Consider the following 24829-nt stretch of genomic DNA (forward strand, 5'->3'; position numbering starts at 1 on the left):
AGGAATTTTGCTGGAAGCGAAGTATGGCGCGGACGCCACCGTTGGCGCCGTCTTCGATGCGCAAGCCGAGGCCGAAACGCTCGCCCAAGCGCCGCGCGATCGACAGGCCCAGCCCGAAGCCGCTGCTGCCCTCGCCTTTGACGCCCGCTTCGAACAGTCGCGCCCGCAGCCCGGGCGCGATGCCCGGCCCGCTGTCGGCGATCACCAGGGCGCCGTTCTCGAGATGCACCCCGATCTCGCCCTGCATCGTGTGGCTGAACGCGTTGCTGATCAGGTTCGAGACGACGATCGCGAGCACCGTCCGGTGCCCCTCGATGCGCGCCCCTGCCGGCACCGTCACGATCACCTCGACCGGCTTGCCGTCGAGCAGAAAGGCGAAATCGACGATCGCGCGCTCGATCACGGGCAACAGCATCACCTGCTCCGCCACCCGTTCGTGCAACTCTTCGCGCGCCAGGGCGAGTAGCGTCGCCACCGTCTGGCTCATATGCGCGGCTCCGGTGCGGATGCGCTGCAACTGGTCGGCACCTTGCGGCGTGAGGGACTGGCCCGACAGCAAGTCGGCCGCGCCCTCGATCGCCGCCAGCGGCGTGCGCAGTTCGTGGCTGGCGTCGCGCGTGAAATGCTGCTCGCGCTCGATGAAGTCGGCGATGCGCTGCATCGATTGCTCTAGATTGCGCGCCACGACGCCGATCTCGTTGTCCGGAAACTGGCTGGCGAAATTGTCCGGCAGCCTGCCCGGCGCGGCGTTCGAGACGAGCTCGGCCAGCAGGGTCAGCGGCGCGGTCGCGCGCCGCGCCAGCCAGTTCGCCAGCACCAGCGTGCACACAAGCACCGCCAGCGACAGCCAGCCGATAAAGCCCAGCAGTGAGGCCAGGCGCCGACGCACCACCAGTTCCTTCGACACCTCGGCGACCAGATACGCATACCGCCCGCCCGGGCTGATCACGCGCACATGATAGTGGCGCCCCTGCTCGCCGAAAAATTCGTTTCCCCCGGCGACCAGTTCTGGACCGAGCGCGCGCGCATCGAAGCGCGCAAGCCGGGCCGAGGCGAGCTGGCGCCGCAGGTCGGCGGGAAACGTGGCGGAACTCGTATGCAGGGTGACGAACCCGCGCATCGGGGTTGCCAGTTTTCCGCGCGCGTTCCAGCTTTTCAGTTGGTGCTCCTCCTCTTGCACCAATTGCCGGCGCAGGCCGCTATCCTCGACCGTGTACGCGAACATCAGCGCAAGCGCGCTGAACAGCGCCGCCGTGACCAGGGTCGACAGGGCGCAGGCCGCAACCACGCGGCGCCGCAGGCCATGGCGCACGGCGCTCATGCTTGCGCATCCAGCCGGAAGCCGACCCCGTGCACCGTCACCAGCATCGGCTTCGCGAAAGGCTTGTCGAGTTGCTGGCGCAGCAGGTACAGGTGGCTGCGCAAGGCGTCCGAATCGGGCGGGGCGTCGTGCCACAGCTTCTGGCTCAGCTCGGATCTGGTGAGGATCCGCGGGTGCGCCTCGGCCAACGCCAGCAGGATCTGGTAGCCCGTCTGGCTCAGCCTGACCGCCTGCCCTTCGCGCGTCACGGTCCGGTCCTTGCGATCGATCTGCAATGCGCCCACCGCGAGCACCAGCGCTTGCTGCAGCATGTTGCGGCGCGCCAGCACCTGGCAGCGCGCCAGCATTTCCTCCAGCGCGAACGGCTTGACCAGGTAGTCGTCGGCGCCGTGTTCGAATCCGCTAAGCTTGTCGCCGAGCGTGTCGCGCGCCGTCAGCATCAGCACCGGCAGGTGCCGGCTTTGCTGCGCGCGCATCCGGCGGCACACTTCAAGCCCGTCCATGCCCGGCAGGTTCAGGTCCAGGATCATCACGTCGTAGTGGTTCTCCAGCGCCAGGCGCAGTCCGAGCACGCCATTGCCGGCGAAGTCGGCGCTGTGCCCCTGCTGCTCGAGGCAGTCGGCGAGGTTGCGCGCCAGCAGTGCGTTGTCTTCGACCACGAGTACATGAAGCGGCATGTCATTCCTGCTGTTAAGGGAACCAAACCCGGCCAAGCTTACCACCTGCCATTGCCGCATTCATAGGGACTGGCGGCGCGCGAGGCGCTGGAGGTTGAAGGCGTCGACCAGGCGCCACTGCATGCCGGCGACGATGGCATGCATCAGCACGAGCTGGCGGTCCGGCTGCGCCATCCGGTCGCGCTCGGCGCGCGCGGCGGCCAGGCCGGAGCGGTAGTAGGTCGCGAGCAAGTGAACGTTCACCTCCTCCGCCGTGGCCCGGCGCGCGACCGGTGCATGCCCGAGCGCGGTGATCATCGCCTCCGCGACGCTCCACGTCGACCACGGATTCTGCCCCGTAACGAGGCGCCCGTCGACCACCGTGTTGTCGAGAACCTGCGGTCCCGCCACAAACCGCGCGCCCGCCGCGCTGGCACGGTCCTCGACCAGGAACCCGAACAGGTCGTGGGCATTTTCCATCAGAAACAATTCCTCCGCATTCGAGAAGGCGGTCATTCTCTTGCCCGCGATCAGCGGCTTGCCGTTGTCGAGTTTGACATTCAACAGCGCGGCCGGCCCGTGGCACACGGCGCCGACCACGCCGCGCCGGTACACATCGCGCACGATGCGGTCGATGTCCGGATTGTCGGCGAAATCGAACATCGCGCCCTTGCCGCCCACAAAATAGACGGCCGCGTAGGCAGCGCTGTCGACCTTGGCCAGGGGAATCGAGTTGGCCACCTTGTCCTGCGCCCCGGCGTCGTTGAGGAAGGCGAAATCGGCCTCGCCCATATCGTCCTCGTCGACCGGCGGCACGCCGCCGCGCGGCGAGGCGATGTCGACCTCGTAGCCGTTGGCGCGGAAGGTGTAATACGCGCGCGACAGTTCGGTCAGCTCGTAGCCGGCCTTTTTATTGGTGCCGCCGATCCTCGGCGTGCTGCTCACGACGGCGAGGATCCGGCCGCGCTTGACCGCGACCGCGTTCTTCATCAGGTCGAGATCGGCGGCGCGCGCCGCGGTATTTGGCTTGGGCCGCTCGTCGAGCCCGAATCCCTGCCAATAACCATAGCCGCAAGCCGACAATAGCATTAGTGTTCCCAGCGCCCACAGGACGCCGCGCAGGATTTTCTTCAGCATGATTTTTCCCCTTAAAACATCCAGCCTGCGCCGGGGGATGTGAATTTGGTGTGAAACGGTTAAAAATCGGCCCGCTGATCCTGAAAAACGCAAAAATTCGCCGAATTATTCGACTCCGGCCCCAATTGTTTTGTATCCTGTTCACCTTCCGCACCAATCCCGAGATACCACCAATGGCAAATTACGTCTACACCATGAACCGCGTGGGCAAAATCGTCCCGCCCAAGCGCCAAATCCTGAAAGATATATCGCTGTCGTTTTTCCCAGGCGCGAAAATCGGCGTGCTGGGCCTGAACGGCTCCGGCAAGTCGACCTTGCTCAAAATTATGGCCGGCATCGACACCGACATCCAGGGCGAAGCCGTGCCGATGCCGGGCCTGAACATCGGCTACCTGCCGCAGGAGCCGCAGCTCGACCCCGAGCAGACCGTGCGCCAGATCGTCGAATCGGGCCTCGGCGAGGTGTTCGAGGCGCAAGCCAAGCTCGAGGCCGTGTACGCCGCCTACGCCGACGAGGACGCCGACTTCGACGCGCTCGCCACCGAGCAGGCGCGGCTCGAGGCGATCATCTCGACCTCCGACGGCGGCAACCTCAACCTGCAGCTCGAAATGGCCGCCGACGCGCTGCGCCTGCCGCCCTGGGACGCCAAGATCGGCATCCTGTCGGGCGGCGAGAAGCGCCGGGTCGCGCTGTGCCGCCTGCTGCTGTCTAAACCCGACATGCTGCTGCTCGACGAGCCGACCAACCACCTCGACGCCGAATCGGTCGACTGGCTCGAGCAATTCCTGCTGCGCTTCCCGGGCACCGTGGTCGGCATCACCCATGACCGCTACTTCCTCGACAACGCCGCCGAATGGATCCTCGAGCTCGACCGCGGCCATGGCATTCCATGGAAGGGCAACTACAGCTCGTGGCTCGAGCAAAAGGGCGCCCGCCTCAAGCAGGAGGAGGCGACCGAGTCCTCGCGCCAGAAGACGATCGCCAAGGAGCTCGAATGGGTGCGCCAGAATCCGAAGGGCCGCCAAGCCAAGAGCAAGGCCCGCCTGGCGCGCTTCAACGAGCTGTCCGAACACGAATACCAGAAGCGCAACGAGACCTCCGAGATCTTCATCCCGGTCGCCGAGCGCCTCGGCAACGACGTGATCGAATTCAAGAACGTGTCGAAGGCCTTCGGCGACCGCCTGCTGATCGACAACCTGTCGTTCGTCATTCCGCCGGGCGCGATCGTCGGCATCATCGGCCCCAACGGCGCCGGCAAGTCGACCTTGTTCAAGATGATCACCGGCAAAGAGCAGCCCGACAGCGGCGAAGTCGTGCTCGGCAAGACCGCGCAGGTGTCGATCGTCGACCAGAACCGCGACGAGCTGTCCGATAAAAAGACCGTGTTCGATGACGTCGCCGCCGGCGCCGACATGCTCACGGTCGGCCGCTTCGACATGCCGTCGCGCGCCTACCTCGGCCGTTTCAACTTCAAGGGTTCGGACCAGCAGAAACTGGTGGGCAACCTGTCCGGCGGCGAACGCGGCCGCCTGCACCTGGCCAAGACGCTGCTGCAGGGCGGCAACGTCCTGCTGCTAGACGAGCCGTCCAACGACCTCGACGTCGAAACCTTGCGCGCGCTCGAGGATGCGCTGCTCGAATTCGCCGGCAGCGTCATGGTCATTTCCCATGACCGCTGGTTCCTCGACCGGATCGCAACCCACATCCTCGCCTTCGAGGGCAATTCGCAGGTGAGCTTCTTTGACGGCAACTACCAGGAATACGAAGCCGACAAGAAGAAGCGTCTCGGAGAGGAAGGCGCCAAGCCGAAACGGATCCGCTACAAGCCGTTGACCGTATAGGTCGGGGCGGGAGGCCCCTGGCAGCCTCCTGGCAAGCTGCTGATATAAGTTGCTCCAAGGGTGCATGTATTTTCGCAATGCACCCTTTTTTCCGCATGCTATGTTGCTCCTTTAACAAGGAGACGACATGAAAAATCTGCTTGCTGGCTTGGCCGCCGCGGCGTGCGGTGTGGCCACCTCGGTGTTGGCTGCGCTGATAAACGTCGGCATCGCTTACCTTTTTGATTTCAACTTGTTCAAGCTTTCGTTCTGGGTGATCGTCCCGGTCGGCGCCATCCTTCTTGGCCTCGTGGCGGCCTCCGGCTACCACTTCGGGTCTATCCGTTTCAATAGGAAACCAGGCAAGGTTTTATTGGTTCAGATGCTCGTCATCGCCGGTTTGGCCATGTTGTTGATTTACTGGTTGGGATACAGAATGATGCGCTTTGGGGATGGCGGCTACGTGGCCGACATTTTGCCCTTCGGCCAATTCCTACATATTTCGCTGACCAAGGCCAGCTACGCGGTCGGACGCTCGTCGGCCCAAGAGGCGGGCGGTTTCGGTTATTTCCTGGCGGCGATCCAGTTTGGCGGATTTCTGATCGGCGCCGGGGTTGTCTATATCATGCTCGCGTCGAAGGCGATGTGCGCCTCCTGCGAACTTTACCTAGATGAGCTCGCAAGCAAGCGCAAGGGATATGCCGACGCAAGCGCGGCGTCGGCTTATTTCGATACCCTGTTCACCTTGCCCGCCGATGGGCACGCCTTCGCCGAGATGATACGGGCGGAGGCGAGTGTGCAAAAAGCCGAACACGGCGCCTTGCGGATCGACGCGCACTTGCTTGCATGCCCGCGTTGCCAGGTGCAGACGATCGATGAGCGAGTCCAGGGCCACAACGGCAAGGGGTGGAAACTATTGCAAGAGCTCGACCGCCGTCTCGTGCTACCCAAGGGCCTGAACTTGATGGTCGCTTTCGGCGGCGGGGCCGCGGCCAGGTGATGCCGCGGCCCCAGCGCGATGGTGCGCCAGACTCCCTTCGGGGAGTTTTTTTATCACGCTGACCTTGCCGCCCGATTGCGCGAATCGACATTCGGCCTCGCCAGCGCCGGCAAACTGGCCGGATGGACGACTACCGCAACAACCGGGTGCCCGGGCGCACGTTCTTTTTCACGGTGCGCCTGCTCGACCAACACAGCGCGCTGCTGACCGAGCACATCGCCGCCTTCGGCGAGGCGATCCGGCAGGCGCGCCTGCGCAAACCGTTCCACGTCGACGCCTGGGTCGTGCTGCCCGACCATGCGCACGCGATCTGGACCCTGCCGCCGGGCGACGACGACTGCGCGGGACGCTGGAACGCGGTCAAGATCGCGTTCACCAAGGCGCTGCGCAAGGCGGCGTCGCGCGCCCCCACCGGCGACGCGATCTGGGCCCGGCATTTCCAGCAGCATGCCGTCGACGGCGGGGCCGACTACGCCGCACTCGTCGACTACATCCACGCCAACCCCTTGCGGCACGGCTTCTGCGCGCGGGCCGAGCACTGGCCTTGGTCGTCGATCCACCGTTTTTTGGCCGAGGGACGCGTCAAATGACACCAAAATGAAACGTTAAGACAAAAAAAGGGCCCCGAAGGGCCTTTGGTTTTCTCTGCAACCGTTCGATCAGAAGTTGTAGCGGGCGGCAACGGTGAAGACATCTGGCTTAGGACCGAAGTCCTGTTTTTTGCCGAAACGCTCGTACTCGACGCTCAGTGCGATCTGCTCGCTCAGCTTGAACTGGGCGCCGACGCCCGCATACAAATGCGTGTCGCGATCTTTGCGGTTGAAGCCCGACAGGCTGGCGGTCTGTTCCGCCCGGTTGTGCGAGATGCCGAGCTTGCCGAAAGCAGAGAACTGCTGGTTGATCGGAAGATTCATCCGGCCGGCCACATAGAACGACTCGCCGTCCGATTCGACCCGGTTCGCGACACCGCCGGTGAGGACGGTGTAGTCCTCCTCGCCGAAATCGACCCAACCGGCCTCGATGCCCAGGGTGTCGGACATTTCGTAGCCGCCGAACAGCTTGAAGCCAGCCTTCCAATCGCCGTCTCCGCCCAGGCTCTGGATGCGGTCGGCCGTTGCGATACCAACACCCAGGTAGGGGCGTTGCATCATAGGGGTTTGCGCTTGGGCGACGCCCATGAGGGTGGTGCCGGCGACGAGTGCAATGATGAGCTTTTTCATACGGAGTCCTTTTTAATATTGTTCAGTCTGGTCCGCAAGTCACAGTGAGTTGCAGAGTCGCCAAGATAGCACCGGCATCAAGGCAACTACGTCGGAAAACGGTAAGAACTGTGACAAAATGTAAGCGGGGACGCCAATTGCTGACCCTGCGTTCATCTATATTTTTTGCTGTTTGACGCCACGAAGGCGACATTTTAGTAGACGTACCTGAACGTTAGATTCAGTCTCGGTCCGATGGGGCGCCGCGATTTATTTATTCCATGGCGCCAATTTACCTGCGTCGAGCCCGCCATTAAGAGCAAGCTGCCATCGCTCAGATCGTGTTTCACGGTCCGTTTGCTGCGTTTGTGCTGGAGAATAAAGGTCCGCGTGGCGCCGAAACTGAGCGAGGCGATGGCCGGCGCCGGCCCCAGCTCGGCCTCGTCGTCGCTGTGCATGCCCATGCTGTCGCGCTGGTCCCGGTAATAATTGAGCAGCACGCTGTTGAAGCGCCGCCCGCAGGCGCCTTCGACGGCCTCGCGGATTTCCTGCAGCAGCTCGGTGAACGGCAAGGGTTCGAGCAGCAGGCCCGAATAGCGGTAGCGCGCCGCGCCGTGCCAGGCGCTCAAGCGCGGCTGCAGGTGTTGCCGGCCCCACAAGGTGATCGATTCGGCGCGCCACGCGGTCTCGGCGACCAGGCGCGCCATGACCACCGCGTTGCTTTGCGACAGGGCCAGTTGCCCGAGGAACGCCAGTTCGCCATCCTCGAACGGGATCGGCGTGAGCGTATTAGTTGCGGAGAACAAATCCATGGGACGGGCTCGCGGCCTCTCAGCCTTCGCGCTTGCGCCGGGCCAGCGCGGCGGTCGGCGCCACCAGCGCCTGGTACAGGGCGCCGGTCGGCGCGTCCCAGCCCGACAGCGCCTGCCGCTGGCGCGCCACCGTCGCCATGTCGCCACGCGCGATCGGCCCGCTCAGGGCCGCCGCCGGCCCGATGCGGAACACATTGGCCATGCTCTCCTCGGCCAGCGGCCGCGCCAATTCGCGCGCGAGCGCCTCGGGGATGCCCGCCGCCGCGTACGCGCGCAGCGCGGCGTCGAGCACCGTGACCAGGTAGTTGGACGCGAACACCGAGGCCGCGTGGTACACCGTCTTGGCGGCGGCGTCGATCGGCACCGCGCGCGCGCCGATGGCCGCGAGCGCGGTGCCAAGCAGCGCGAGCGCGCCGGCGTCGCCCTCGACGCCGCAAAAGGTGCCGTTGAAGTCGCGCGCCACGGCATCGGGGTCGGCGAAGCTGCGCACCGGATGGGCGCTGGCGGTGAGCGCCCCGGCGCGCGCCGCCGGCGCCAGTTCGGCCGACGATTTGGCGCCGCTCACATGGAACACCAGCGCCCCGCGCAGGGCGTGGCCGGCGGCGAGCGCCGCGCAGGCGGGACCGATCTGGTCGTCGGCCACGGCCAGCATCCAGGCGTCGGCGGCCCGCATCTGGCCTAGGCCGTCCACCGCGCGCCCGCCGCCGATGAAACCCACCGCCGCCGCCGCCGTGGCCCCGGAGCGGGTCAGCACGTCCTGCACCTCGAAGCCGCCGCTGGCCTCGAACAGGCGTCCGAGCACGCGGCCCACATGGCCGGCGCCGATCAGGTTGAGCGTCGGGCGCCGCGCGAGGGCCATTTTAAAATCCCGACCCGGGCTGCTCCAGATACAGCGCCTCCTCAGCCGTGGAGCTGCGCCCGAGGATCGCGTTGCGGTGCGGGAAGCGCCCGAAGCGCGCGATCACGCCGCGGTGCCGGTGCGCGTAATCGAGCACGCCGTCGAAGCCGGGATGCCGCTGCGCCAGCGCCGTGAACAGCGCCACCGATTCGGCCTGCATGGCCGCGTTCTCGGCGTGCTCGAACGGCAGGTAGGCGAACAGGCGCTGCACCGGGATCAGCCCGAGGTGCGCGCCGCCGGCGACCAGCTGCTGCGCGGCGGCCAGCGCCAGCGCGTCGCCGGCGAACGCGCCGGGGGTGTCGCGCCTGGCGTTGCGCGTGAACTGGTCGAGCACCAGGATGCGCGCCAGCGCGCCCTGCGCGCCAAGCGCGTCCCACTCGCGCAGGCCGCCCGACAGCGCCTGCCCGATCGCCGCGCCGAAGCGCGCCGCGACCTGCGCGTCGAAGGCGGCGTCCTTGCGGAACCATACGTCGCGCTGGGTGCCGTGGGCCGGGTCGCCCGGCGGCAGAAACCAAAAATCGAGCACGTCCTGGGCGGTTGGCATGGATGAAGCGTCGTGCATGGGGCGGTCCTTAGTTGCGTGTCAGTTGCGTGCGTGCGAAAGATTGAAGCTGTCGATGCCTTCGAACAGGGACAGCTCGCGCGCCAGTTCCGACAGCCTGGTGCCGCTGTGCTTGGACAGCGCCAACGCCACGAAGCGCCATTCCTGCATGCCCTCCTGGCCGCGGATGGTGAGCGAACCGCCGGCGATTTCGTAGCCGCGTTCGAGCGCGATCCGGCGCAGCACCTCCTCGCGCGGCAGGTAGTCGGGTTTGAAGCGCATCGTGATCGCCACCGCATGGCGCGACGGCAGGAACGATTCGACCTTCGACATCATGATCATGACGAGCATGCACATCACCGCCAGGCCGATCGCGGCCAGGTAGAAGCCGACCCCGACCAAGATGCCGATCACCGACGAGGCCCAGATCGAGGCGGCCGTGGTCAGGCCGCTGATGTTGAATCCCTCGCGCATGATCACGCCGGCGCCCAGGAAGCCGATGCCGGTCACCACGCCCTGGATGATGCGGGTCGGGTCGGTCATGCCGGCGAAGGTGTTGCCATGCCCGCCGAACCAGAAGTCGGGATATCCGCCGATGATCGTCAGCGCGGCCGAGGCCATGCACACCAGGCCGTAGGTGCGCATGCCGGCGGCGCGCCCGTGGTAGGCGCGCTCGTAGCCGACCAGCAGGCCGAGAAGGAGCGCGCCGAGCAGGTTGAGCAGGATCAGGCCGTTGGTGGCCACCTCCCCCCGGGACCAATAGGAAAGCAGTAGATCAAAGGTCATGCGCCTCTTTCGTCATGGTTTTCGTCATGGTTTTTTGCGGACCAGCTGTTTTTCGAAGGCGACGTCGAGTTTGCTCACGCGCCTTGGCGTCTGCGGCCCGAGCCCGTTGACGAAGGCGACGAAGGCGTCGAGTTCGAGCGGCGCGCACAGCGGCGGCGCGCCCGGCTTCTCGCTCAGGAAGAACAGGCCGTCGCCGGTGCGCGCCATCGAATAGCCGGCATTGCCGCTGCGGGCCTTGAGGCGGTCGAGCGCGGCGCTGGCGCGGGTTGAACGCGCGCCCGGCATCAGATCGCCTCCGTGCGTTGTTCGAGCCAGGCCTTGGCCGGCCCGGCCACATGCGGCAGAAGGCGCGCGCGCACCGTCGCGTGGTAGTTGTTGAGCCAGGCCGCCTCGTCGGGCCGCAGCAGCGCCAGGTCGAGCAGGCGGGTGTCGATCGGGCACAGGGTCAGCGTCTCGAAGGCGAGGAACTGGCCGAACTCGGTCTCCTGCGCGCGCCGGTTGGCGACCAGGTTCTCGAGCCGGATGCCCCAGCGGCCGGGCCGGTAGATGCCGGGCTCGATCGAGGTGATCATGCCCTGCTCCATCGCCGTGTGCGGCTCGGGCATGGTGGAGGCCGAAATCGACTGCGGGCCCTCGTGCACATTGAGGAAGAAGCCGACCCCGTGGCCGGTGCCGTGGCCGTATTCGGCGCCGCCGGCCCAGATCGGCGCGCGCGCGATGGCGTCGAGCAGCGGCGCGCGCGTGCCCTGCGGGAAGTGGGCCGACGACAGCGCGATCAAGCCCTTGAGCACCAGCGTGAAGTCGCGCTTTTGCGCCGCCGACGGAGTCCCGACCGGCACCACGCGCGTGATGTCGGTGGTCCCGCCCAGATATTGGCCGCCCGAATCGATCAGCAGCAGGCCGTCGCCCTTGATTTCGGCGCAGGTGTGCTCGCTGGCGCGGTAGTGCATGATCGCGCCGTTGGCGTTGAAGCCGGCGATGGTGCCGAAGCTGGGGCAGACGAAGCCGGGGCGGCGCGCGCGCGCGGCCGTGATGCGGGTGTCGATGTCGACCTCGGTCAGGGTGGCGCGCAGCCATTCGCCGAGCTGGGTCTCGAGCCAGGCGAAAAATTCGCACAGGGCGGCGCCGTCCTGCTCCATGGTGGCGCGCAGCAGTTCGATCTCGGCCTCGGATTTTTTGGATTTGGCGAAGGTGGTCGGATTGGTCGCCTCGACCACGGGCACGCCGGGCGCGACCGCGGCGCGCATGCCGGCGGTGACGCGGCGCGGGTCGATCAGCAGCGCGTGGGCGGGGCCGTCGCCGGGCGCCAGCGCCGCCAGCGCGGCGGCCGCGGCGTGGTAGGGCGCGATCAGCACGCCGTCCTCGCGCAGCGCGTTGGCCAGCGCCGGCGATACCTTGCCGTGGGCGACGAACAAGGTCGCCTCGTCGGGCCCGACCAGCGCGTGCGCCAAAAACACGGGGTTGTAATTGACGTCGGCGCCGCGCAGGTTGAACAGGTAGGCGATGTCGTCGAGCGTGGAGATGAAATGCTGGCGCGCGCCCAGCTTGGCCATCGCCGCGCGGGTGGCCACCAGCTTGGCGGCGCGGCTCATGGTCGCGAACGGCTCGGGGTGTTCGAACACGGCGGCCTGGGGTAGGCCCGGGCGCGCGTCCCAGACCTCCTCGAGCAGGTCGATATCGGTGCGCAGCGTGATGCCGCGCGCGGCGAGCGCATCGGCCAGCAGGCGCGCCGTCGACAGGCCGAGCACGCGGGCGTCGACGGCCACGCACTGGCCGGGCGCGACGTTGGCGGCGAGCCAGTCGATGTGCAGCAGGCTGGCGCCGGAGGGGATCTTCATGAGCGCGACGGCGGTGCCGGCCAGTTCGGTCTCGGCCTGGGTCCAGTAGCGCGCATCGGTCCAGACGCCGGCGAAGCCGGCGGTGGCGATGAAGGTGCCGACCGAGCCGGTGAAGCCGGAAAGCCATTCGCGGCCCTGCCAGAAGCCGGGCAGGTATTCGGACAGGTGCGGATCGGCCGAGGGCACGACGACGGCGTCGACACCGTGGCGCAGCATGGCGGCGCGCAAGGCGGCAAGACGCTTGGCGCGGGAGGCGTGGGAACCGGATGTTGACATGGGCGGCATGGTGGCGGAATCGTTCATGCTTTCTATGATACGCGCTCGGACACCGGTTGCAAAACCGCGCTGGTGAGCTGAAATAGTTCCGCTATCGGGGTCAGACCCCGATAGCGCAATTTTTTCCGGGTCAAATCGCGAAATGGGCCGGCAGGAGCAGGCGCGAGCCTCGCTCCGTTTCCAGCAAAAACAATTTCATAAGTGGGGTCAGACCCCGGTTCAAGCGCAATCATGTCCGCTGCAAACAACTTGACTTCGAACTGATGCCAAATCGCATAAGTGGGGTCACATAAGTGGGGTCAGACCCCGGTTCAGGCGCAATTTTGTCCGCAGCAAATAGCTTGACTCCGAACTGATGCCAAATCGCATAAGTGGGGTCAGACCCCGGTTCAGGCGCAATCTTGTCCGCGGCAAATAACTTGACTTCGAACCGATGCCAAATCGGGCCACGAAGCCTCAGAAATCGTGAAAGCGAATTTACAACCACTAGGATCGACGTCATCCCCGCGAAGGCGCGCTATGGCGCAAACGCTTGCGTTTGCCCGATGGCGAGCTTGCATCTACGCGTACAATGAATCTTCAGGCCTCGGTCCCTGGGACAATCTTTTAGAGGCGCGGGTCTTGCGCCGGAAACGCTGGCTGGCCACAGGAGCAATCGATGGATTTTGAAACCGCCAAAGCCTTGTGCCGCACTTTTCCGGGCGCGGTCGATGACGTCAAGTGGGGCCACGTGGCCGTGTTCTCGGTCGGGCTCAAGATGTTCGCCTGTTCCGACCTCGAGGTGCCGGCCGCGCGCATCAGCTTCAAGGCCGAGGCCGAGCGCTTCCTCGAACTGACCGACCGCCCCGGGATCATCCCGGCGCCCTACATGGCGCGCATCGGCTGGGTGTGCGTCAACGACGCCTCGGCGATCAGCGACGACGAGGCGGCCGCCCTGCTGCGGCGCGCCTACGAACTGACTTTCGCCAAACTGAGCAAAAAGCTGCAGCGCGAAATCGCGCTGGCGTGAATCCGCCCGACTTTTCAAATCCGGGAACAGCATCGCCGACCGGCCCGGCAGCGGCCGACGCCGTGGACCGGCCGTCCGGCGCTGCAGTTCGGCGCGGCCGTGCGGCGCGGCCGAACGGCGCGGCCCGCCCTACAGCGCCAGCCGCGCGCGCGCGGCGTTGTATTCCTGCTTGAGCCGCTCGACCATCTCCTCCACGCTCGGCACGTCGTCCATCATGCCCACGCCCTGGCCGGCGCCCCAGATGTCGCGCCAGGCCTTGGCCGTGCCCGAGCCGAAACTCATCTTGCTCTTGTCGGACTCGGGCAGGGCGTCCGGGTCCAGCCCGGCGTTGAGGATCGATTTCTTGAGGTAGTTGCCGTGCACGCCCGTGAACAGGTTGGTGTAGACCACGTCGGCCGCGCTCGACTCGACGATCGCCTCGCGGTATTCGTCCGTCACGTTCGACTCCTTCGTGGCCAGCCAGCGCGAGCCGATGTAGGCGAAGTCGGCGCCCATCGCCTGCGCCGCGAGGATGCCGTCGCCGGTCGCGATCGACCCCGACAGCGCGATCGGCCCCTTGAACATCCTGCGCACCTCGCCCACCAGCGCGAACGGCGACAGGGCGCCCGCGTGCCCGCCGGCGCCGGCCGCGACCAGGATCAAGCCGTCGACGCCCGCCTCGAGCGCCTTTTCGGCGTGCCGGATCGAGATCACGTCGTGCAGCACGATGCCGCCGTAGCCGTGGATCGCGTCCATCATGTCCTTCGGCGGCGCGCGCAGCGAGGAGATGATGATCGGCACCCGGTGGCGCACGCACATCTCGACGTCGTGCGCGAGCCGGTCGTTCGACTGGTGCACGATCTGGTTGACCGCGATCGGGCCGACCCGCTTGTTGGGATGGGCCTCCTGGTAGTCGGCCAGCTCGCGTTTGAGCTCGCTCAGCCAGGTGTCGAGCATCTCGACCGGGCGCGCGTTGAGCGCCGGGAACGAGCCGACGATGCCGGCCTTGCATTGCGCCGCAACCAGCGCCGGTCCGCTGGCGATGAACATCGGCGAGGCGATGACGGGAAGGGAGAGGTTTTGCAAAGCGACGGGCAAGGTCATGTCGGGCTCACAGACAAAAATGTGGATAGGGACGGCAACGGCCCATTATAGGGCCAAAAAAGAACGACCGTGCTTGTTGTGCGGATGGAAAGATGGAGCGGCGGCTCTAAAGCGCGCACGGCCGGGGTGGCGTCCCGGGGCCTGGCGGCGCCAAGGCGCGCCCGCGCCCCGAAATCGGCGCAGCGCATTTCGTGCAAATAAACAACATTGCAGGCCGGTTTACAGCGCGCTGGCGCAGATGGGGGGACAGGCACATCGCGCCGATGAGATGATTACGGGTCCGCCCGCTGCTTTGGCAGCGTTCATACCCGTTCACTCCCAACAAGGAAAAGAGTCCCGCATGACCAAGCTACTACCGATTTCGATGGCAGCCATTCTGGCCGCCGGCTGCTCGCACATGGGCGACCAGGCAATCAACGCGAAAGGTCTGGCCGACCTGAAAGGTCAGCAAATCGTGCGGACGGGGAATCGGGCGCTGGGTTTCACCGTGCTGCGGCCCAATTTCAACCCGCTACAGCCATATCTCAATATGACGGTCCAGGACGAAATGATCACCGGCTTCGGCGTGGTCGATCCTGCCGCCGCCATGAGCGCCAGGCTGGGCGCGTCGCTGGCCGCATCGCAAGGCTCGCGCGTCCTGCCCCAAACCATCACGGTCGCCAGCACCGAGGTCGCGGCGATCGCCGACGCGGCCCGTGCTTCGGCCCGTTTCGCGCTCGATGTGCGCACCTTTTCATGGCTGATCACCTACCTGCCGCTGGCGTGGAACAGCTACGGCCTGGCCTATACGGCGTCGGCACGCCTGATCGACACCGAAAGCAAAACCGTCGTGGCCAAGGGTTACTGCAACCTGGGCTTCAACAAAACGGTCAACCCGCCGACGTATGAGGGAATGATGGCAAACAGCGCGGCCCGCCTCAAGCGCGAGCTGCAGATTTCGGGCGAGGAGTGCGCCAATATTTTTAGCGCCCAGATGGGCATCGGCCCGCTTGGCAAAATGGTGCAGGCGGACTCGGTGCCGATGCAGCGGCAGGCTCCCGCCGCCACGGTGGCCACCCCGCCCGTGTACACGCAGCCGGTCGCGGCGATCGTGCGTGCCGCGCCCGCGCCACAGCAGACGTATGTGGAGGTGCAGCAGCAGCCGGCGGTGGCCATGGTCGCCGCCCCGAACCAGGCCACCGAGTACGACGCGCTGATGGCCCAGGTGCGGGCCCGCCACAACAACCTCAATCCGGATTCGCCCTACTTCAACTCCGACACCCACGAGTGGCTGATGGCGCGCCAGGCCGAGCACGAGAAGAAGGGCCTCGCCCCCAGCGCCGCCTTGCGCCGCGCGGTCGAGAACATGGAAAAAGACTAGCCGCCTGTCGGTGGCGCTTGCACGCCGCGCTTGCGCAGGTCGGCGCCGTCGATGCGCGCCGCGCCAGCCTTGAGCGGCGCCTGCGCGGCCCAGCGCGCCAGCGTGGCGGCGGCGCGGGTCACTTTTTCATCTGGCTCGCCAGCGAGAGCTTGGCAAACTCCACCAGCACGTCCCGCGAGCCGCCGTTGAAGGTGACGAACGAGACGCCCGTGCGCACCACCAGGCGCGGCGGGAACAGCCAGCTCGCGTACGGAATGCCGATCATCTTGGCGCTGCGCACGTCGCGCCATTCGACCCGTTTGTCGAACATCCAGGTCTGGCGGATGCCGGTCTCGTCGATCGTCGTCTTCGAGCGCAGGAACCAGTAATAGCTAAGCAGCATCAGCGACGCCCCGCCCAGCAGCAGCGCCTTGACGCCAAGGCCGTACTGGAGCAGCGGGAAGCGCGTCGCGATGCTCGCGGCGTAGCCGAACAAGACGACCGTGATGAAGGTGGCGGTGCATTTGAAGCCGTTGCCATAGGCCGGGCCGGTGACGGCCTTTTCGGGCTGGTACAGATTGATCATGTCAGAAATCCAGGTTTTGTTCGCGGCGCTTGATTTCGGCCCAAACCGCGGTTTTGTAATCCTCGCCGGCGCTGCTCCAGTTGATGATTTCGTCGATCGTGCGCAGGCAGCCGCGGCACAAGCCGGTGTCGGGCGCCATTTCGCACAGGCTGATGCAGGGCGACGGCACCGGCGATGGCAATCCGGACGGCGCGCTCATGCCGCCCCCCGCGCCGGCGCGGCCATTGCGCCGGCCCTGGCGCCGAACTTGGCGTCGACCCTTTCATTGAAGCGCGGCGGGTCGATCACGCAGCGTTCGTGCGTGCCCTCGCAGATGCGCTCGGCCTCGTCCCAGGCCTCGAGCCGAAAGCGCACGCGGCGCCCCTCGACCGATGTCACCTCGCCCTTGACCAGCACCTCCATGCCGGCCGGCGTGGGCGCGAAATGCGCGAAGTTGACCATGGTGCCGAGGCTCTGCTCGCGCGGCCAGTCGACGAAGGGCATCATCGCGTCGATGCAGGCGAGCTCCATGATGCCGACCATGTAGCCGGTGGCGAGCACCCCGGGCATGTCGCGACAAAACGGCGTGTCGTGGTAAAGCTGCGGCACGGTGGCGCGCGCGGGAACGGTGTAGCGCCATTCGAAACGCAGGCCGGGTTGGAGGTCGGGACTCATTGCTGGGCTTTGTCGGGTATCTCGTTGCTGGGGGGCCGCCGGGGGTCGGGCGCCGGCGCGACCCATATTATGCCGCGAAAGCGGGGCGCCGGGACGGGGTCCGCCGCGCTATTCAGAAATGCATAGCCCGAAGCGCTGCCATACATTCTTGCATACCGTCGCGAAAAAGCTACCGAATCGCGCTTGACGTGGCCGCCGGGACGCGTACACTACCATCCATGCAGATGGTGTGTGGATGATACAAACAGACATTGACGGAGAATTATGAACACGCGCGACCTGAAACCTAAGATGGCGGAATCGGAAAAAATCACGATCAACCTCGGTCTCATCGACCTCGGGCAAGTCGACCTGTTGGTCGACGAGGGGTTTTATTCGAACCGCACCGACCTCATCCGCACGGCGATCCGCAACCAGCTCAACACCCATGCCGACGTGGTCCGGCAAACCGTTGCACGCAAGAGTTTGGCACTGGGCATGCACCATTACTCGCGCGGCGATCTCGAGGCCGCGCTCGCTGCCGGCGAACGCCTGCAGATCCAGGTACTGGGCATGGCCAGCATCGCCGACGACGTCTCGCCCGAGCTGGCGCTGGCGACGATCGACGCCATTTATGTGCTTGGGGCGCTGCATGCGAGCAGCGCCGTCAAGACCGCTTTGGCAGGCCGCATCCTCTGATGCGCTAACAAAAGGACTATTCCCATGAAACTGAATCAAAACATGCTCTCGCAAATGCGCAAGGCGACCCAATCCCTGATCGGCCAGGGCCCGAAGGCGGCCACCGCCGCGATCCAGCAGGCCCTGCGCGGCATCAAAGAGGCGCCCGACGCCGCGCCCAAGGCCGAGGCGCACGTGATGCGCGACATCAATCCGCCGCCGGCGGGCGGCGCCGCGCCGCAACCCGGACCAAAGCCCGAGTCGGCCAGGCCCGAGCCGCAGCGCCAAGCGCCGCCCGAAGCGGGCGCCAAGGCGCCGGCCCCGCCGTTCGTGGGCGGGTTCGAATCGCCCTTCCAGAACCAGGCCGCGTCCAAAATGCGCGAGCGCGGCGCCGCGCTCAAGGACCTCGTGCCCGAGCTCATGGCCGGACTCGACCGCCTCGGCACCGAGGGCCTGTCGGGCTTCAAGATGCCCTCGTTCGAGCTGCCCGGCGGGGGATCGGCGAGCGCCGGACCCGCCCTGCCCGGCAAGTTCATCGACGCCAGCTTCAGCAACAGCGCGGGCACGCGCAGCTACAAGCTGTACGTGCCCAGCACCTACACCGGCGCGCCGACCCCGCTCGTGGTGATGCTGCACGGCTGCACCCAGAACCCGGACGACTTCGCCACCGGCACGCAAATGAACGCGCTGGCAGAAGAAATGCATTTTCTGGTCGTCTATCCGGCCCAGTCGCAGCAGGCCAACGTGTCGCGCTGCTGGAACTGGTTCAACGCGGCCGACCAGCAGCGCGACCAGGGCGAGCCGTCTATCATCGCCGGCATCACCCGCACCGTCGCCGACCAATACGCGGTCGACCGCGGCCAGGTCTACGTGGCGGGCCTCTCGGCCGGCGGCGCGATGGCGACCATCATGGGCACCTTGTATCCGGATCTGTACGCGGCGGTCGGTGTGCACTCGGGCCTGCCGTTCGCGGCGGCGCACGACCTGCCCTCCGCCATGGCGGCCATGCAGGGCAACCTGGCGCGCAACGCGAACATGAGCGGCAACCTGGCAGCGGCGGTCCCGATCATCGTGTTCCACGGCGACCGGGACACCACCGTGCATCCGGCCAACGGCCACGAGCTCGCCGCGCGCGGCGCGCGCCACGCGGGCAAGGCGCCCGTGGTCGAGCCGGGGTCGGTGCCGCACGGCCACAACTACACGCGCACGGTGCACCACCGCGAGGACGGCTCGCCCCAGGCCGAGCACTGGACCATCCACGGCGCCGGCCACGCCTGGTCGGGCGGCAGCGCGCACGGCACCTACACGGACGGCAAGGGGCCCGATGCGAGCCGCGAGATGATGCGGTTTTTTAAGACGGCGCGTTGACCGGGCATATTGCAATCCCGCTTAAAAAGCGGGCGTCATAAGCGTCAGTTCGGCTTTGAAACGACAGCTCACCTGAAGGAACAACGATGTCCGACTCGCTCGTCGAACGTTCCGTGAAAATCCGAGGATGTTGACCTACAGCGTCGAGCGGCTCGTATGCAGGGTGTTCGCTTGGGCTCTGACTTGCACGTCAAAAGGGGCTGAGCTAGGAGCCTGTCGGACTTAGGATCGTCGGCTGCAAAAAGTGCTGGACGGTCCATATTTCGCTTCGACTCCCTGAGTCCGACAGGCTCCTAGACTAAATTTGTTAGGTTCACCATGAGGGCGTGATGAAAACGATAAATATCCATGAGGTCGAGGCCAATCTTTCGTGGCTCGTCGACCAGGCGGCGCAAGGGGAGTCCTTCATCATTGCAAAGGCCGGCAAGCCGCTCGTCAAGGTGGTCGCATGCGATGCGCCGGCGACCAATCATGCGAAGCGCATCGGTTTTATGACTGGGCAAATAGTCGTACCTGATGACTTCAATGATCTGACCCGTACAGAAATTGAAGCCATTTTCGGCGAAAAATGAAGCTTTTGTTGGATACCCAGCTCCTACTATGGGCAGCGGGTGACCCGCTTCGGTTGGGCGCGAATGCACGCGCGCCGATCGAAGCTGCCGAAAACGCCCTATTTTTCAGTTCAGCGAGTCTATGGGAAATCGCCATAAAGCACGACTTGGGCCGAGAGGACTTTAAAGTCGACCCGAGGGCATTGCGCCAGGGTTTGCTGGACAACGGCTATATCGAACTGCCAATCAGTAGTCAACACGCCGTAGCAATCATCGGCTTGCCACCAATTCACAAGGACCCGTTTGACCGTATGCTCGTCGCACAGGCTACAGCTGAGGGCATTACACTACTGACAACAGATTTCGTACTTGCACATTACCCCGGACCAATACACTCGATCTGAAGGCTGTTCATCGCCTTTCGCCACGCCGGGGTGCCGCGTGTTTGCGAATGATGCAAGTGGCCGTAAATCGGCGTGTCGACCATCAAGCAGCGTCAGTCCACATTGGCCTACTGGTCGGCAATCTCGTCATATCCCCGCCCGATAAACTCGACGAAGCAAAACCCGTGTCCGAACGGATCCGCCAGCAAGGCGAGCTTGCCACACGGCTGGGTGGTGGGCCGCTGCTCCAGCTTGGCGCCGGCGGTGACCGCCGTTTGCACCGCCGCCTCGATGTCGTCGACAACGACATCGAGATGCATCGGGGTCCAGTGGCGCGCGTAGTTGCGCGTTTGCGCCGTGGTCGACGCCGCATGGCTGCCCTGCGGTTTGAACAGCACATAGATCGGCGCCGGGCCGCCGAGCAACTCGACCCCGAAGTCGCCAAAGCGGCGCCCCACCCGCAGCCCGAAGGCGGCGACGTAGAACCGGGTGGCTTTGTCCAGGTCGTCAACGTCAAGATTCACGACAAAGTTCATCTGCCCGACCTCTCATTGTTGTGCGTACTGGCTTTGACAGGCGGCGCGCGCTTTGGTGCGCCGGCCAGGCGGCCTACGGCGCGGTTTCGGTCGACGTACGGCCGGGCATGACGCGTTCGAAATACCACTTCATGCCCAGCACCGAGGCGGCCAGCAGCAGCGTCAGGCCATTGGCCACGATGATCGGCCAGGCGCCCATGGCAACGCCGTAGCTGAACCACAACGCGACGCCGAAGATAAAAATCAGATACATGCCGGTCGACACGCCCGGAGCGCCCCGTTCGCGCCACACCAGCAGCACCTGGGGAATGAACGCGCTGGTGGTGCACACGGCGGCGGCGAAGCCGAGGTGGTCGATATTGAGGTTCATGCGCTGGTCCGGGATGTTTTTGTTTTACAACTTTGCAATGGCCACGCCATTTTAAGTCAGATCCGGACCTTCCGCAGCGTCGCGCCGCGCGCTTTCGATGTGCTGCCTGAGGCAGGCGGGGCACCAGCAACCGGCGCCGGCATTGGCGCCCGGCACCGCCACCACGGGCGGCAGCGCGGTGCACCAGCAGGGCGCGTCGCCACCGTCGGCCATGGCGCAGCCGAATTGGGCGCCGCAGGCGCTGCAGGCGCTCACGGCAGCGGCCCGTCCGGCGGGCCCTTGCGCATCGCGCCGCGGATCAGGTCCATCTGGCCGCCGAAGCGCGTGCATGCCTGGCACACCATCAAGTGCAGGCGCACGCGCACCCGCTCGACCAGCCCCAGCTCGCGGTCCATGCCCTCCGACACCAGCCGGTGCACCTCCCTGCAGGTCGGTTTGAAGCCCTCGTTGTGCTTGTTCATCGCCGTGTTCCCCTCATGTGCCTGGCTGCGCGGGCAGATTGCCGAACCAGTTCAGGTCGAGGCATTCGCGCAGCCGCAACCTGGCGCGGTACAGCAGCACCCAGGCATTGGCCGGGGTGATCGCCAATTCCTTACAAATTTCTTCGGTCTCGAGCTCGAGCCACTCGCGCAGCATGAAAATGCGCGCCGTTTTCCGGGGCAGCTTCTCGAGGCACACCTCGAGCACGCGGAAAAAGTCCTTTTGTTCAAGCACGCCGTCGGGCTCGCCCCACTGGCGCGGCCTGTCGCGGGTGTGGCCGTCGGCCACGAACAGGGCGTCGACCAGCTCGTCCTCGTGCTGGTCGTCGGCCGGCTCGAGCTGGCGTTCGCGCGTCGACAGGCGCAGGTTGTCGATGATCTTGTACTTGAGGATGCCCGTGACATAGGTGCGCAGCGACGACTGGCCGTTGAAGCGGTCGGGCTTTTCGAGCACCGCCAGCAGGGCGTCCTGGACCGCGTCCTCGGCCAGCGCGGCGTTGCGCAACTGGAGCTGGGCGAAGCGGACCAGTTGGGGTCGCATGGCCTCGAGTTGGGCGTGGAGAAGGGTCGCTGTGGTCATGGGCCGGCTTCGAAAACCCCAGCGTAGTGGATCAGCGCATAAAATACAACAAGCTGGATTTATAATGCCTACAGGACCGACCCGGTTTGCCTGTAGAATCTCGCAAAATTTCCCTTTTCCGACCCCGCCATGACTGCTCACTTGACCAATCTGAACAACCAGAATAACGATCTTACCTCTGTCTCGCCGCAGATCAAGGCGCAGATCCTGGCTGAAGCCTTGCCGTACATCCGCAATTTCCACGGCAAGACCATCGTCATCAAGTACGGCGGCAACGCCATGACCGAGGACCGCCTCAAGCACGGCTTCGCGCGCGACGTCATCTTGCTCAAGCTGGTCGGCATGAACCCGGTCGTGGTGCACGGCGGCGGCCCGCAAATCGACGCCGCCCTCAAAAAGCTCGGCAAGCAGGGCAGCTTCGTGCAGGGCCACCGCATCACCGACGAGGAGACCATGGAAGTGGTCGAGTGGGTGCTCGGCGGCGAGGTCCAGCAAGACATCGTCATGCTGATCAACCACTACGGCGGCCAGGCCGTCGGCCTGACCGGCAAGGACGGCGGCTTGATCCGGGCCCGCAAGATGGCCATGCCCGACAAGGAAAACCCGGGCCAGTTCATCGACATCGGTTTCGTCGGCGAGATCGACGCGATCAATCCGGCGGTGGTCAAGGCGCTGCAGGACGACGCCTTCATTCCGATCATCTCGCCGATCGGCTTCGGCCAGGACGGCCAGGCGTACAACATCAACGCCGACGTCGTCGCCGGCAAGATCGCCGAGATTCTGAAGGCCGAAAAGCTGATCATGATGACCAACATCGCCGGCGTGCAGGATAAAAAGGGCAAGCTCGTGACCGACCTGTCGGCCCGCGAGATCGAAGAGATGTTCGCCGACGGGACCATCTCGGGCGGCATGCTGCCGAAGATCTCGTCCGCGCTCGACGCCGCCAAGTCGGGCGTCAACACGGTTCACATCATCGACGGGCGCATCGAACACTCGCTGCTGCTCGAAGTCTTGACCGAACAGGCGTTTGGCACTATGATCCGCTCGCACTAAGAAATTGTGGCGCGGCCTTAACAGCGGCGGCGCGCCACCCAGAACGCCCTTTTAGCTCAGTGGTAGAGCACTCCCTTGGTAAGGGAGAGGCCACGTGTTCAATCCACGTAAAGGGCACCACGCTTCATCGCCGCGCAGCACCCCCTCGCTTCAGCCCTTAATTCAACCCTTAATTCAACCCTTAATTCAGCCCTTAATTCAGCCCCTAATTTAGCCCTTAATACACCCGCTCCACCTTCAGCCCGCGCTTGCGCAACAGTTCGGGCAGGCCGTGCTTGCCGACCAGATGCAGCGCGCCGATCGCGGCCACGCTGTTCTTCTGCTCCCCGAGCAGCTTGGCGAGCTTGTCGGCCATGGGCCCGTTGCGCTCCTCGAGCAGCACCTTCTGGAAAAACTTCCCGCCCACGCTGTCGTCGCTTTCGAGGCGCAGCGCCACCTTGTCGAACATGGCCTGATCGGCATTGCGCCAGGCGTGGATGACTTCATCGAGTTCGACGCGCTGGCGGCCGGTCTCGATCATCGCGACCGACTCCTCGAGCATGCGCCACTGGTCGGCCCGCGGCATGCGGCCGAACAGCGCCAGCTGGGCGTCGGCCGATTCGAGTTCGAGCACGAACGCCTTGGCCGTGCGCGCCAGTTTCGCCACATGCATGTCGACCGACATCTCCGGGCCGTAGCCCAGCGCGGCGTACTCGTGCAGCCCGAGCAGCATCGTGACCATCCACGGCTTGAACATCTCGACCAGTTTCATGTCGAGCCCCGCCCTCTTCATCACGGGCTCGAGGCGCGCCTTGAGGCCGGCCGGCATGTCGCGCGACGCGTCGCCGCCGGGGGCGTTCATGCCATAGGTGCGCATCGGCCCGGCCATCAGCGCCGGGTCCGTCATGGGGTCGACCTCGAACGCCACCACCGAGGCGCCGGCGATGGCGCCGGCGATGCGCGACTCGAGCGGATAAAAATCGGCCTTGCCGACATGCATGGTGCCGAACAGGTGCAGCGTGTGCGCCCCCGACGTGACCTTGAACAGCGCGCCGCGGTCGGCCGCCCAGGCCGGCGAGGGCACCAGCATCGCCAGGCTCAGGAACATCACTATAATCTTGCTTCGCATGTGTTTTCCTTGATGGTTGTTTTTGTAAAGATACCGTGGCAAATAATAAACGTTTCCAACCGCTTTGGCTGTTTGATCTAGACAATACTTTGCATGACGCCTCGCATGCGATTTTTCCGCTGATCAGCGCCAACATGAACATCTATATCGCGCGCGTGCTGGGGGCGGGTGGCACGGCGGCGACCCAGGCCGAGGTCGACGTGGCGCGGCTGGGCTACTGGAAGCGCTACGGCGCCACCCTGCTCGGCATGATCCGGCACCACGATGTGGCCGCGGCCGACTTTTTGCGCGAGACCCACGACCTGGCCGACCTGCGCCAGATGATAAGGTCCGAACGCGGGCTCGGGCGCCTGCTGCGGCGCCTGCCCGGGCGCAAAATCCTGCTCACCAACGCGCCCACGCGCTACTCGACCGACGTGGTGCGCCACCTCGGGCTGGGGAGCCATTTCGCGCACCATGTGGCGATCGAGAACATGCACGTGCACGGGCGGCTGCGGCCCAAGCCGTCCAAGCTGATGCTGCGCCGCCTACTGCGCAAGCACGGCTGCGCGGCGCGCGACGCGGTGCTGGTCGAGGACACGCTGGCCAACCTGCGCAGCGCCAAGCAGCTCGGGGTGCGCACCGTCTGGGTCACCCAGTACCTGAAGATGAGCGACCCGATCGGCCAGGCGCCGCTGCCGAGGATGCTAAAACAACCCGCTTACGTCGATGTCAAAGTAAAATCCGTACTGCAACTTTTACGGCGCCTCCAGAGCTTGCGCTGAACCACTCAACCTAACCTCACCGGGA

Annotated in this window: 32 protein-coding genes and 1 tRNA gene; 12 read left to right on the forward strand and 21 right to left on the reverse strand. The window is 65.4% G+C overall.

Annotated elements, in window-relative coordinates:
* The 3 genes from C7C56_RS00970 to C7C56_RS00980 form a co-directional block, all read right to left on the reverse strand.
* Window positions 1–1321: sensor histidine kinase (locus tag C7C56_RS00970; RefSeq protein WP_106755637.1), on the reverse strand; the 1321-nt coding region annotated here is incomplete at its 3' end.
* Window positions 1318–1998, reverse strand: a complete 681-nt coding sequence (locus C7C56_RS00975; RefSeq protein ID WP_106755638.1) for a response regulator transcription factor — start codon at window positions 1996–1998, stop codon at window positions 1318–1320. The genes C7C56_RS00975 and C7C56_RS00970, both read right to left, overlap by 4 nt.
* 60 nt (window positions 1999–2058) lie before the next feature.
* Window positions 2059–3114, reverse strand: a complete 1056-nt coding sequence (locus C7C56_RS00980) for a type 1 glutamine amidotransferase domain-containing protein (protein WP_106755639.1) — start codon at window positions 3112–3114, stop codon at window positions 2059–2061.
* Window positions 3115–3287: 173 nt separating this feature from the next.
* On the opposite strand from C7C56_RS00980, the gene ettA reads away from it, so the two are divergent.
* The 3 genes from ettA (at window position 3288) to C7C56_RS00995 (ending at window position 6524) form a co-directional block, all read left to right on the forward strand.
* Window positions 3288–4955 carry an energy-dependent translational throttle protein EttA gene (ettA, locus tag C7C56_RS00985; protein WP_106755640.1) on the forward strand — a complete coding sequence of 556 codons (1668 nt, stop codon included), beginning with the start codon at window positions 3288–3290 and terminating at the stop codon, window positions 4953–4955.
* Between the two features lie 127 nt (window positions 4956–5082).
* On the forward strand, window positions 5083–5934 hold the full coding sequence (locus C7C56_RS00990; protein ID WP_106755641.1) for a hypothetical protein: 852 nt from the start codon (window positions 5083–5085) through the stop codon (window positions 5932–5934).
* A gap of 122 nt (window positions 5935–6056) precedes the next feature.
* Entirely contained in the window at window positions 6057–6524 is a 468-nt protein-coding gene (locus C7C56_RS00995) for an REP-associated tyrosine transposase (RefSeq protein WP_106755642.1), read from the forward strand.
* A 69-nt stretch (window positions 6525–6593) separates the two neighbouring features.
* On the opposite strand, the gene C7C56_RS01000 is transcribed toward C7C56_RS00995, so the two are convergent.
* The 7 genes from C7C56_RS01000 to C7C56_RS01030 form a co-directional block, all read right to left on the reverse strand.
* Entirely contained in the window at window positions 6594–7154 is a 561-nt protein-coding gene (locus C7C56_RS01000) for a porin family protein (RefSeq protein WP_106755643.1), read from the reverse strand.
* Between the two features lie 194 nt (window positions 7155–7348).
* Window positions 7349–7945: an alpha-ketoglutarate-dependent dioxygenase AlkB family protein gene (locus C7C56_RS01005; protein ID WP_106755644.1), complete on the reverse strand. Its 597-nt coding sequence runs from the start codon at window positions 7943–7945 to the stop codon at window positions 7349–7351.
* A gap of 19 nt (window positions 7946–7964) precedes the next feature.
* Window positions 7965–8804, reverse strand: coding sequence for a Rossmann-like and DUF2520 domain-containing protein (locus tag C7C56_RS01010; RefSeq protein WP_106755645.1), 840 nt, complete (start codon window positions 8802–8804; stop codon window positions 7965–7967).
* Window position 8805: 1 nt separating this feature from the next.
* The gene (locus C7C56_RS01015; protein WP_106755646.1) at window positions 8806–9405 is read right to left on the reverse strand and encodes a DUF924 family protein; all 600 of its coding nucleotides are present in this window, start codon (window positions 9403–9405) and stop codon (window positions 8806–8808) included.
* 21 nt (window positions 9406–9426) lie between these two features.
* Window positions 9427–10170, reverse strand: a complete 744-nt coding sequence (locus C7C56_RS01020; protein WP_106755647.1) for an MgtC/SapB family protein — start codon at window positions 10168–10170, stop codon at window positions 9427–9429.
* Between the two features lie 24 nt (window positions 10171–10194).
* A complete protein-coding gene (locus C7C56_RS01025) occupies window positions 10195–10455 on the reverse strand; it encodes a hypothetical protein (protein ID WP_106755648.1) in 261 nt (86 codons plus the stop codon).
* Window positions 10455–12311, reverse strand: a complete 1857-nt coding sequence (locus C7C56_RS01030; RefSeq protein ID WP_229457821.1) for an aminopeptidase P family protein — start codon at window positions 12309–12311, stop codon at window positions 10455–10457. The genes C7C56_RS01025 and C7C56_RS01030 overlap by 1 nt, the downstream gene beginning before the upstream one ends.
* 631 nt (window positions 12312–12942) lie before the next feature.
* Between C7C56_RS01030 and C7C56_RS01035 the strand changes: the two genes are divergently transcribed.
* Complete coding sequence (locus C7C56_RS01035; protein ID WP_106755649.1) at window positions 12943–13293, forward strand: MmcQ/YjbR family DNA-binding protein; 351 nt, start codon at window positions 12943–12945, stop codon at window positions 13291–13293.
* A gap of 129 nt (window positions 13294–13422) precedes the next feature.
* Here C7C56_RS01035 and C7C56_RS01040 read toward each other — a convergent pair whose 3' ends face one another.
* Window positions 13423–14376 carry an NAD(P)H-dependent flavin oxidoreductase gene (locus C7C56_RS01040; protein ID WP_106755650.1) on the reverse strand — a complete coding sequence of 318 codons (954 nt, stop codon included), beginning with the start codon at window positions 14374–14376 and terminating at the stop codon, window positions 13423–13425.
* A gap of 340 nt (window positions 14377–14716) precedes the next feature.
* Here C7C56_RS01040 and C7C56_RS01045 point away from each other — a divergent pair, with 340 nt between their 5' ends.
* Window positions 14717–15736 carry a hypothetical protein gene (locus C7C56_RS01045; protein WP_146204225.1) on the forward strand — a complete coding sequence of 340 codons (1020 nt, stop codon included), beginning with the start codon at window positions 14717–14719 and terminating at the stop codon, window positions 15734–15736.
* On the opposite strand, the gene C7C56_RS30265 is transcribed toward C7C56_RS01045, so the two are convergent.
* Genes C7C56_RS30265 through C7C56_RS01060 form a run of 4 tightly spaced genes read right to left on the reverse strand, consistent with a single transcriptional unit; the run spans window position 15733 to window position 16955 of the window.
* Entirely contained in the window at window positions 15733–15858 is a 126-nt protein-coding gene (locus tag C7C56_RS30265) for a hypothetical protein (RefSeq protein WP_267874662.1), read from the reverse strand. The genes C7C56_RS01045 and C7C56_RS30265 overlap by 4 nt on opposite strands.
* A complete protein-coding gene (locus C7C56_RS01050; protein ID WP_229457830.1) occupies window positions 15855–16301 on the reverse strand; it encodes a hypothetical protein in 447 nt (148 codons plus the stop codon). The genes C7C56_RS30265 and C7C56_RS01050 overlap by 4 nt, the downstream gene beginning before the upstream one ends.
* Before the next feature lies 1 nt (window position 16302).
* Window positions 16303–16500: a DUF1289 domain-containing protein gene (locus C7C56_RS01055; RefSeq protein ID WP_106755652.1), complete on the reverse strand. Its 198-nt coding sequence runs from the start codon at window positions 16498–16500 to the stop codon at window positions 16303–16305.
* The gene (locus C7C56_RS01060) at window positions 16497–16955 is read right to left on the reverse strand and encodes a thioesterase family protein (RefSeq protein ID WP_106755653.1); all 459 of its coding nucleotides are present in this window, start codon (window positions 16953–16955) and stop codon (window positions 16497–16499) included. Before C7C56_RS01060 ends, C7C56_RS01055 begins: the two co-directional genes overlap by 4 nt.
* A 264-nt stretch (window positions 16956–17219) precedes the next feature.
* Here C7C56_RS01060 and C7C56_RS01065 point away from each other — a divergent pair, with 264 nt between their 5' ends.
* From C7C56_RS01065 to C7C56_RS01080, 4 genes are all read left to right on the forward strand, one after another.
* The gene (locus C7C56_RS01065) at window positions 17220–17633 is read left to right on the forward strand and encodes a ribbon-helix-helix domain-containing protein (RefSeq protein WP_106755654.1); all 414 of its coding nucleotides are present in this window, start codon (window positions 17220–17222) and stop codon (window positions 17631–17633) included.
* 24 nt (window positions 17634–17657) lie between these two features.
* Window positions 17658–18980: an extracellular catalytic domain type 1 short-chain-length polyhydroxyalkanoate depolymerase gene (locus C7C56_RS01070; RefSeq protein ID WP_229457832.1), complete on the forward strand. Its 1323-nt coding sequence runs from the start codon at window positions 17658–17660 to the stop codon at window positions 18978–18980.
* 329 nt (window positions 18981–19309) lie between these two features.
* Window positions 19310–19552 carry a type II toxin-antitoxin system Phd/YefM family antitoxin gene (locus C7C56_RS01075; protein WP_106755655.1) on the forward strand — a complete coding sequence of 81 codons (243 nt, stop codon included), beginning with the start codon at window positions 19310–19312 and terminating at the stop codon, window positions 19550–19552.
* Window positions 19549–19935 carry a type II toxin-antitoxin system VapC family toxin gene (locus C7C56_RS01080; protein ID WP_106755656.1) on the forward strand — a complete coding sequence of 129 codons (387 nt, stop codon included), beginning with the start codon at window positions 19549–19551 and terminating at the stop codon, window positions 19933–19935. Before C7C56_RS01075 ends, C7C56_RS01080 begins: the two co-directional genes overlap by 4 nt.
* A gap of 107 nt (window positions 19936–20042) precedes the next feature.
* On the opposite strand, the gene C7C56_RS01085 is transcribed toward C7C56_RS01080, so the two are convergent.
* The 5 genes from C7C56_RS01085 to C7C56_RS01105 form a co-directional block, all read right to left on the reverse strand.
* A complete protein-coding gene (locus C7C56_RS01085; RefSeq protein WP_229457841.1) occupies window positions 20043–20438 on the reverse strand; it encodes a VOC family protein in 396 nt (131 codons plus the stop codon).
* Between the two features lie 85 nt (window positions 20439–20523).
* Complete coding sequence (locus tag C7C56_RS01090; protein ID WP_106755658.1) at window positions 20524–20820, reverse strand: SemiSWEET transporter; 297 nt, start codon at window positions 20818–20820, stop codon at window positions 20524–20526.
* 51 nt (window positions 20821–20871) lie between these two features.
* A complete protein-coding gene (locus tag C7C56_RS01095) occupies window positions 20872–21075 on the reverse strand; it encodes a cysteine-rich CWC family protein (protein ID WP_106755659.1) in 204 nt (67 codons plus the stop codon).
* The gene (locus tag C7C56_RS01100) at window positions 21072–21281 is read right to left on the reverse strand and encodes a zf-HC2 domain-containing protein (protein WP_106755660.1); all 210 of its coding nucleotides are present in this window, start codon (window positions 21279–21281) and stop codon (window positions 21072–21074) included. The genes C7C56_RS01095 and C7C56_RS01100 overlap by 4 nt, the downstream gene beginning before the upstream one ends.
* Window positions 21282–21294: 13 nt before the next feature.
* The gene (locus C7C56_RS01105; RefSeq protein ID WP_106755661.1) at window positions 21295–21879 is read right to left on the reverse strand and encodes a sigma-70 family RNA polymerase sigma factor; all 585 of its coding nucleotides are present in this window, start codon (window positions 21877–21879) and stop codon (window positions 21295–21297) included.
* Window positions 21880–22008: 129 nt separating this feature from the next.
* Between C7C56_RS01105 and argB the strand changes: the two genes are divergently transcribed.
* Complete coding sequence (gene argB, locus C7C56_RS01110) at window positions 22009–22932, forward strand: acetylglutamate kinase (protein ID WP_106755662.1); 924 nt, start codon at window positions 22009–22011, stop codon at window positions 22930–22932.
* Window positions 22933–22977: 45 nt separating this feature from the next.
* A tRNA-Thr gene (locus C7C56_RS01115) sits at window positions 22978–23052 on the forward strand.
* Between the two features lie 97 nt (window positions 23053–23149).
* Here the strand turns inward: C7C56_RS01115 and C7C56_RS01120 are convergent.
* Window positions 23150–24040 carry a TraB/GumN family protein gene (locus C7C56_RS01120; RefSeq protein ID WP_106755663.1) on the reverse strand — a complete coding sequence of 297 codons (891 nt, stop codon included), beginning with the start codon at window positions 24038–24040 and terminating at the stop codon, window positions 23150–23152.
* A gap of 35 nt (window positions 24041–24075) precedes the next feature.
* On the opposite strand from C7C56_RS01120, the gene C7C56_RS01125 reads away from it, so the two are divergent.
* A complete protein-coding gene (locus C7C56_RS01125; RefSeq protein ID WP_229457850.1) occupies window positions 24076–24804 on the forward strand; it encodes an HAD-IA family hydrolase in 729 nt (242 codons plus the stop codon).
* The last annotated feature ends 25 nt before the right edge of the window (window positions 24805–24829 follow it).

The sequence above is a fragment of the Massilia glaciei genome (genome assembly GCF_003011895.2).
Classification (GTDB): domain Bacteria; phylum Pseudomonadota; class Gammaproteobacteria; order Burkholderiales; family Burkholderiaceae_D; genus Telluria_A; species Telluria_A glaciei.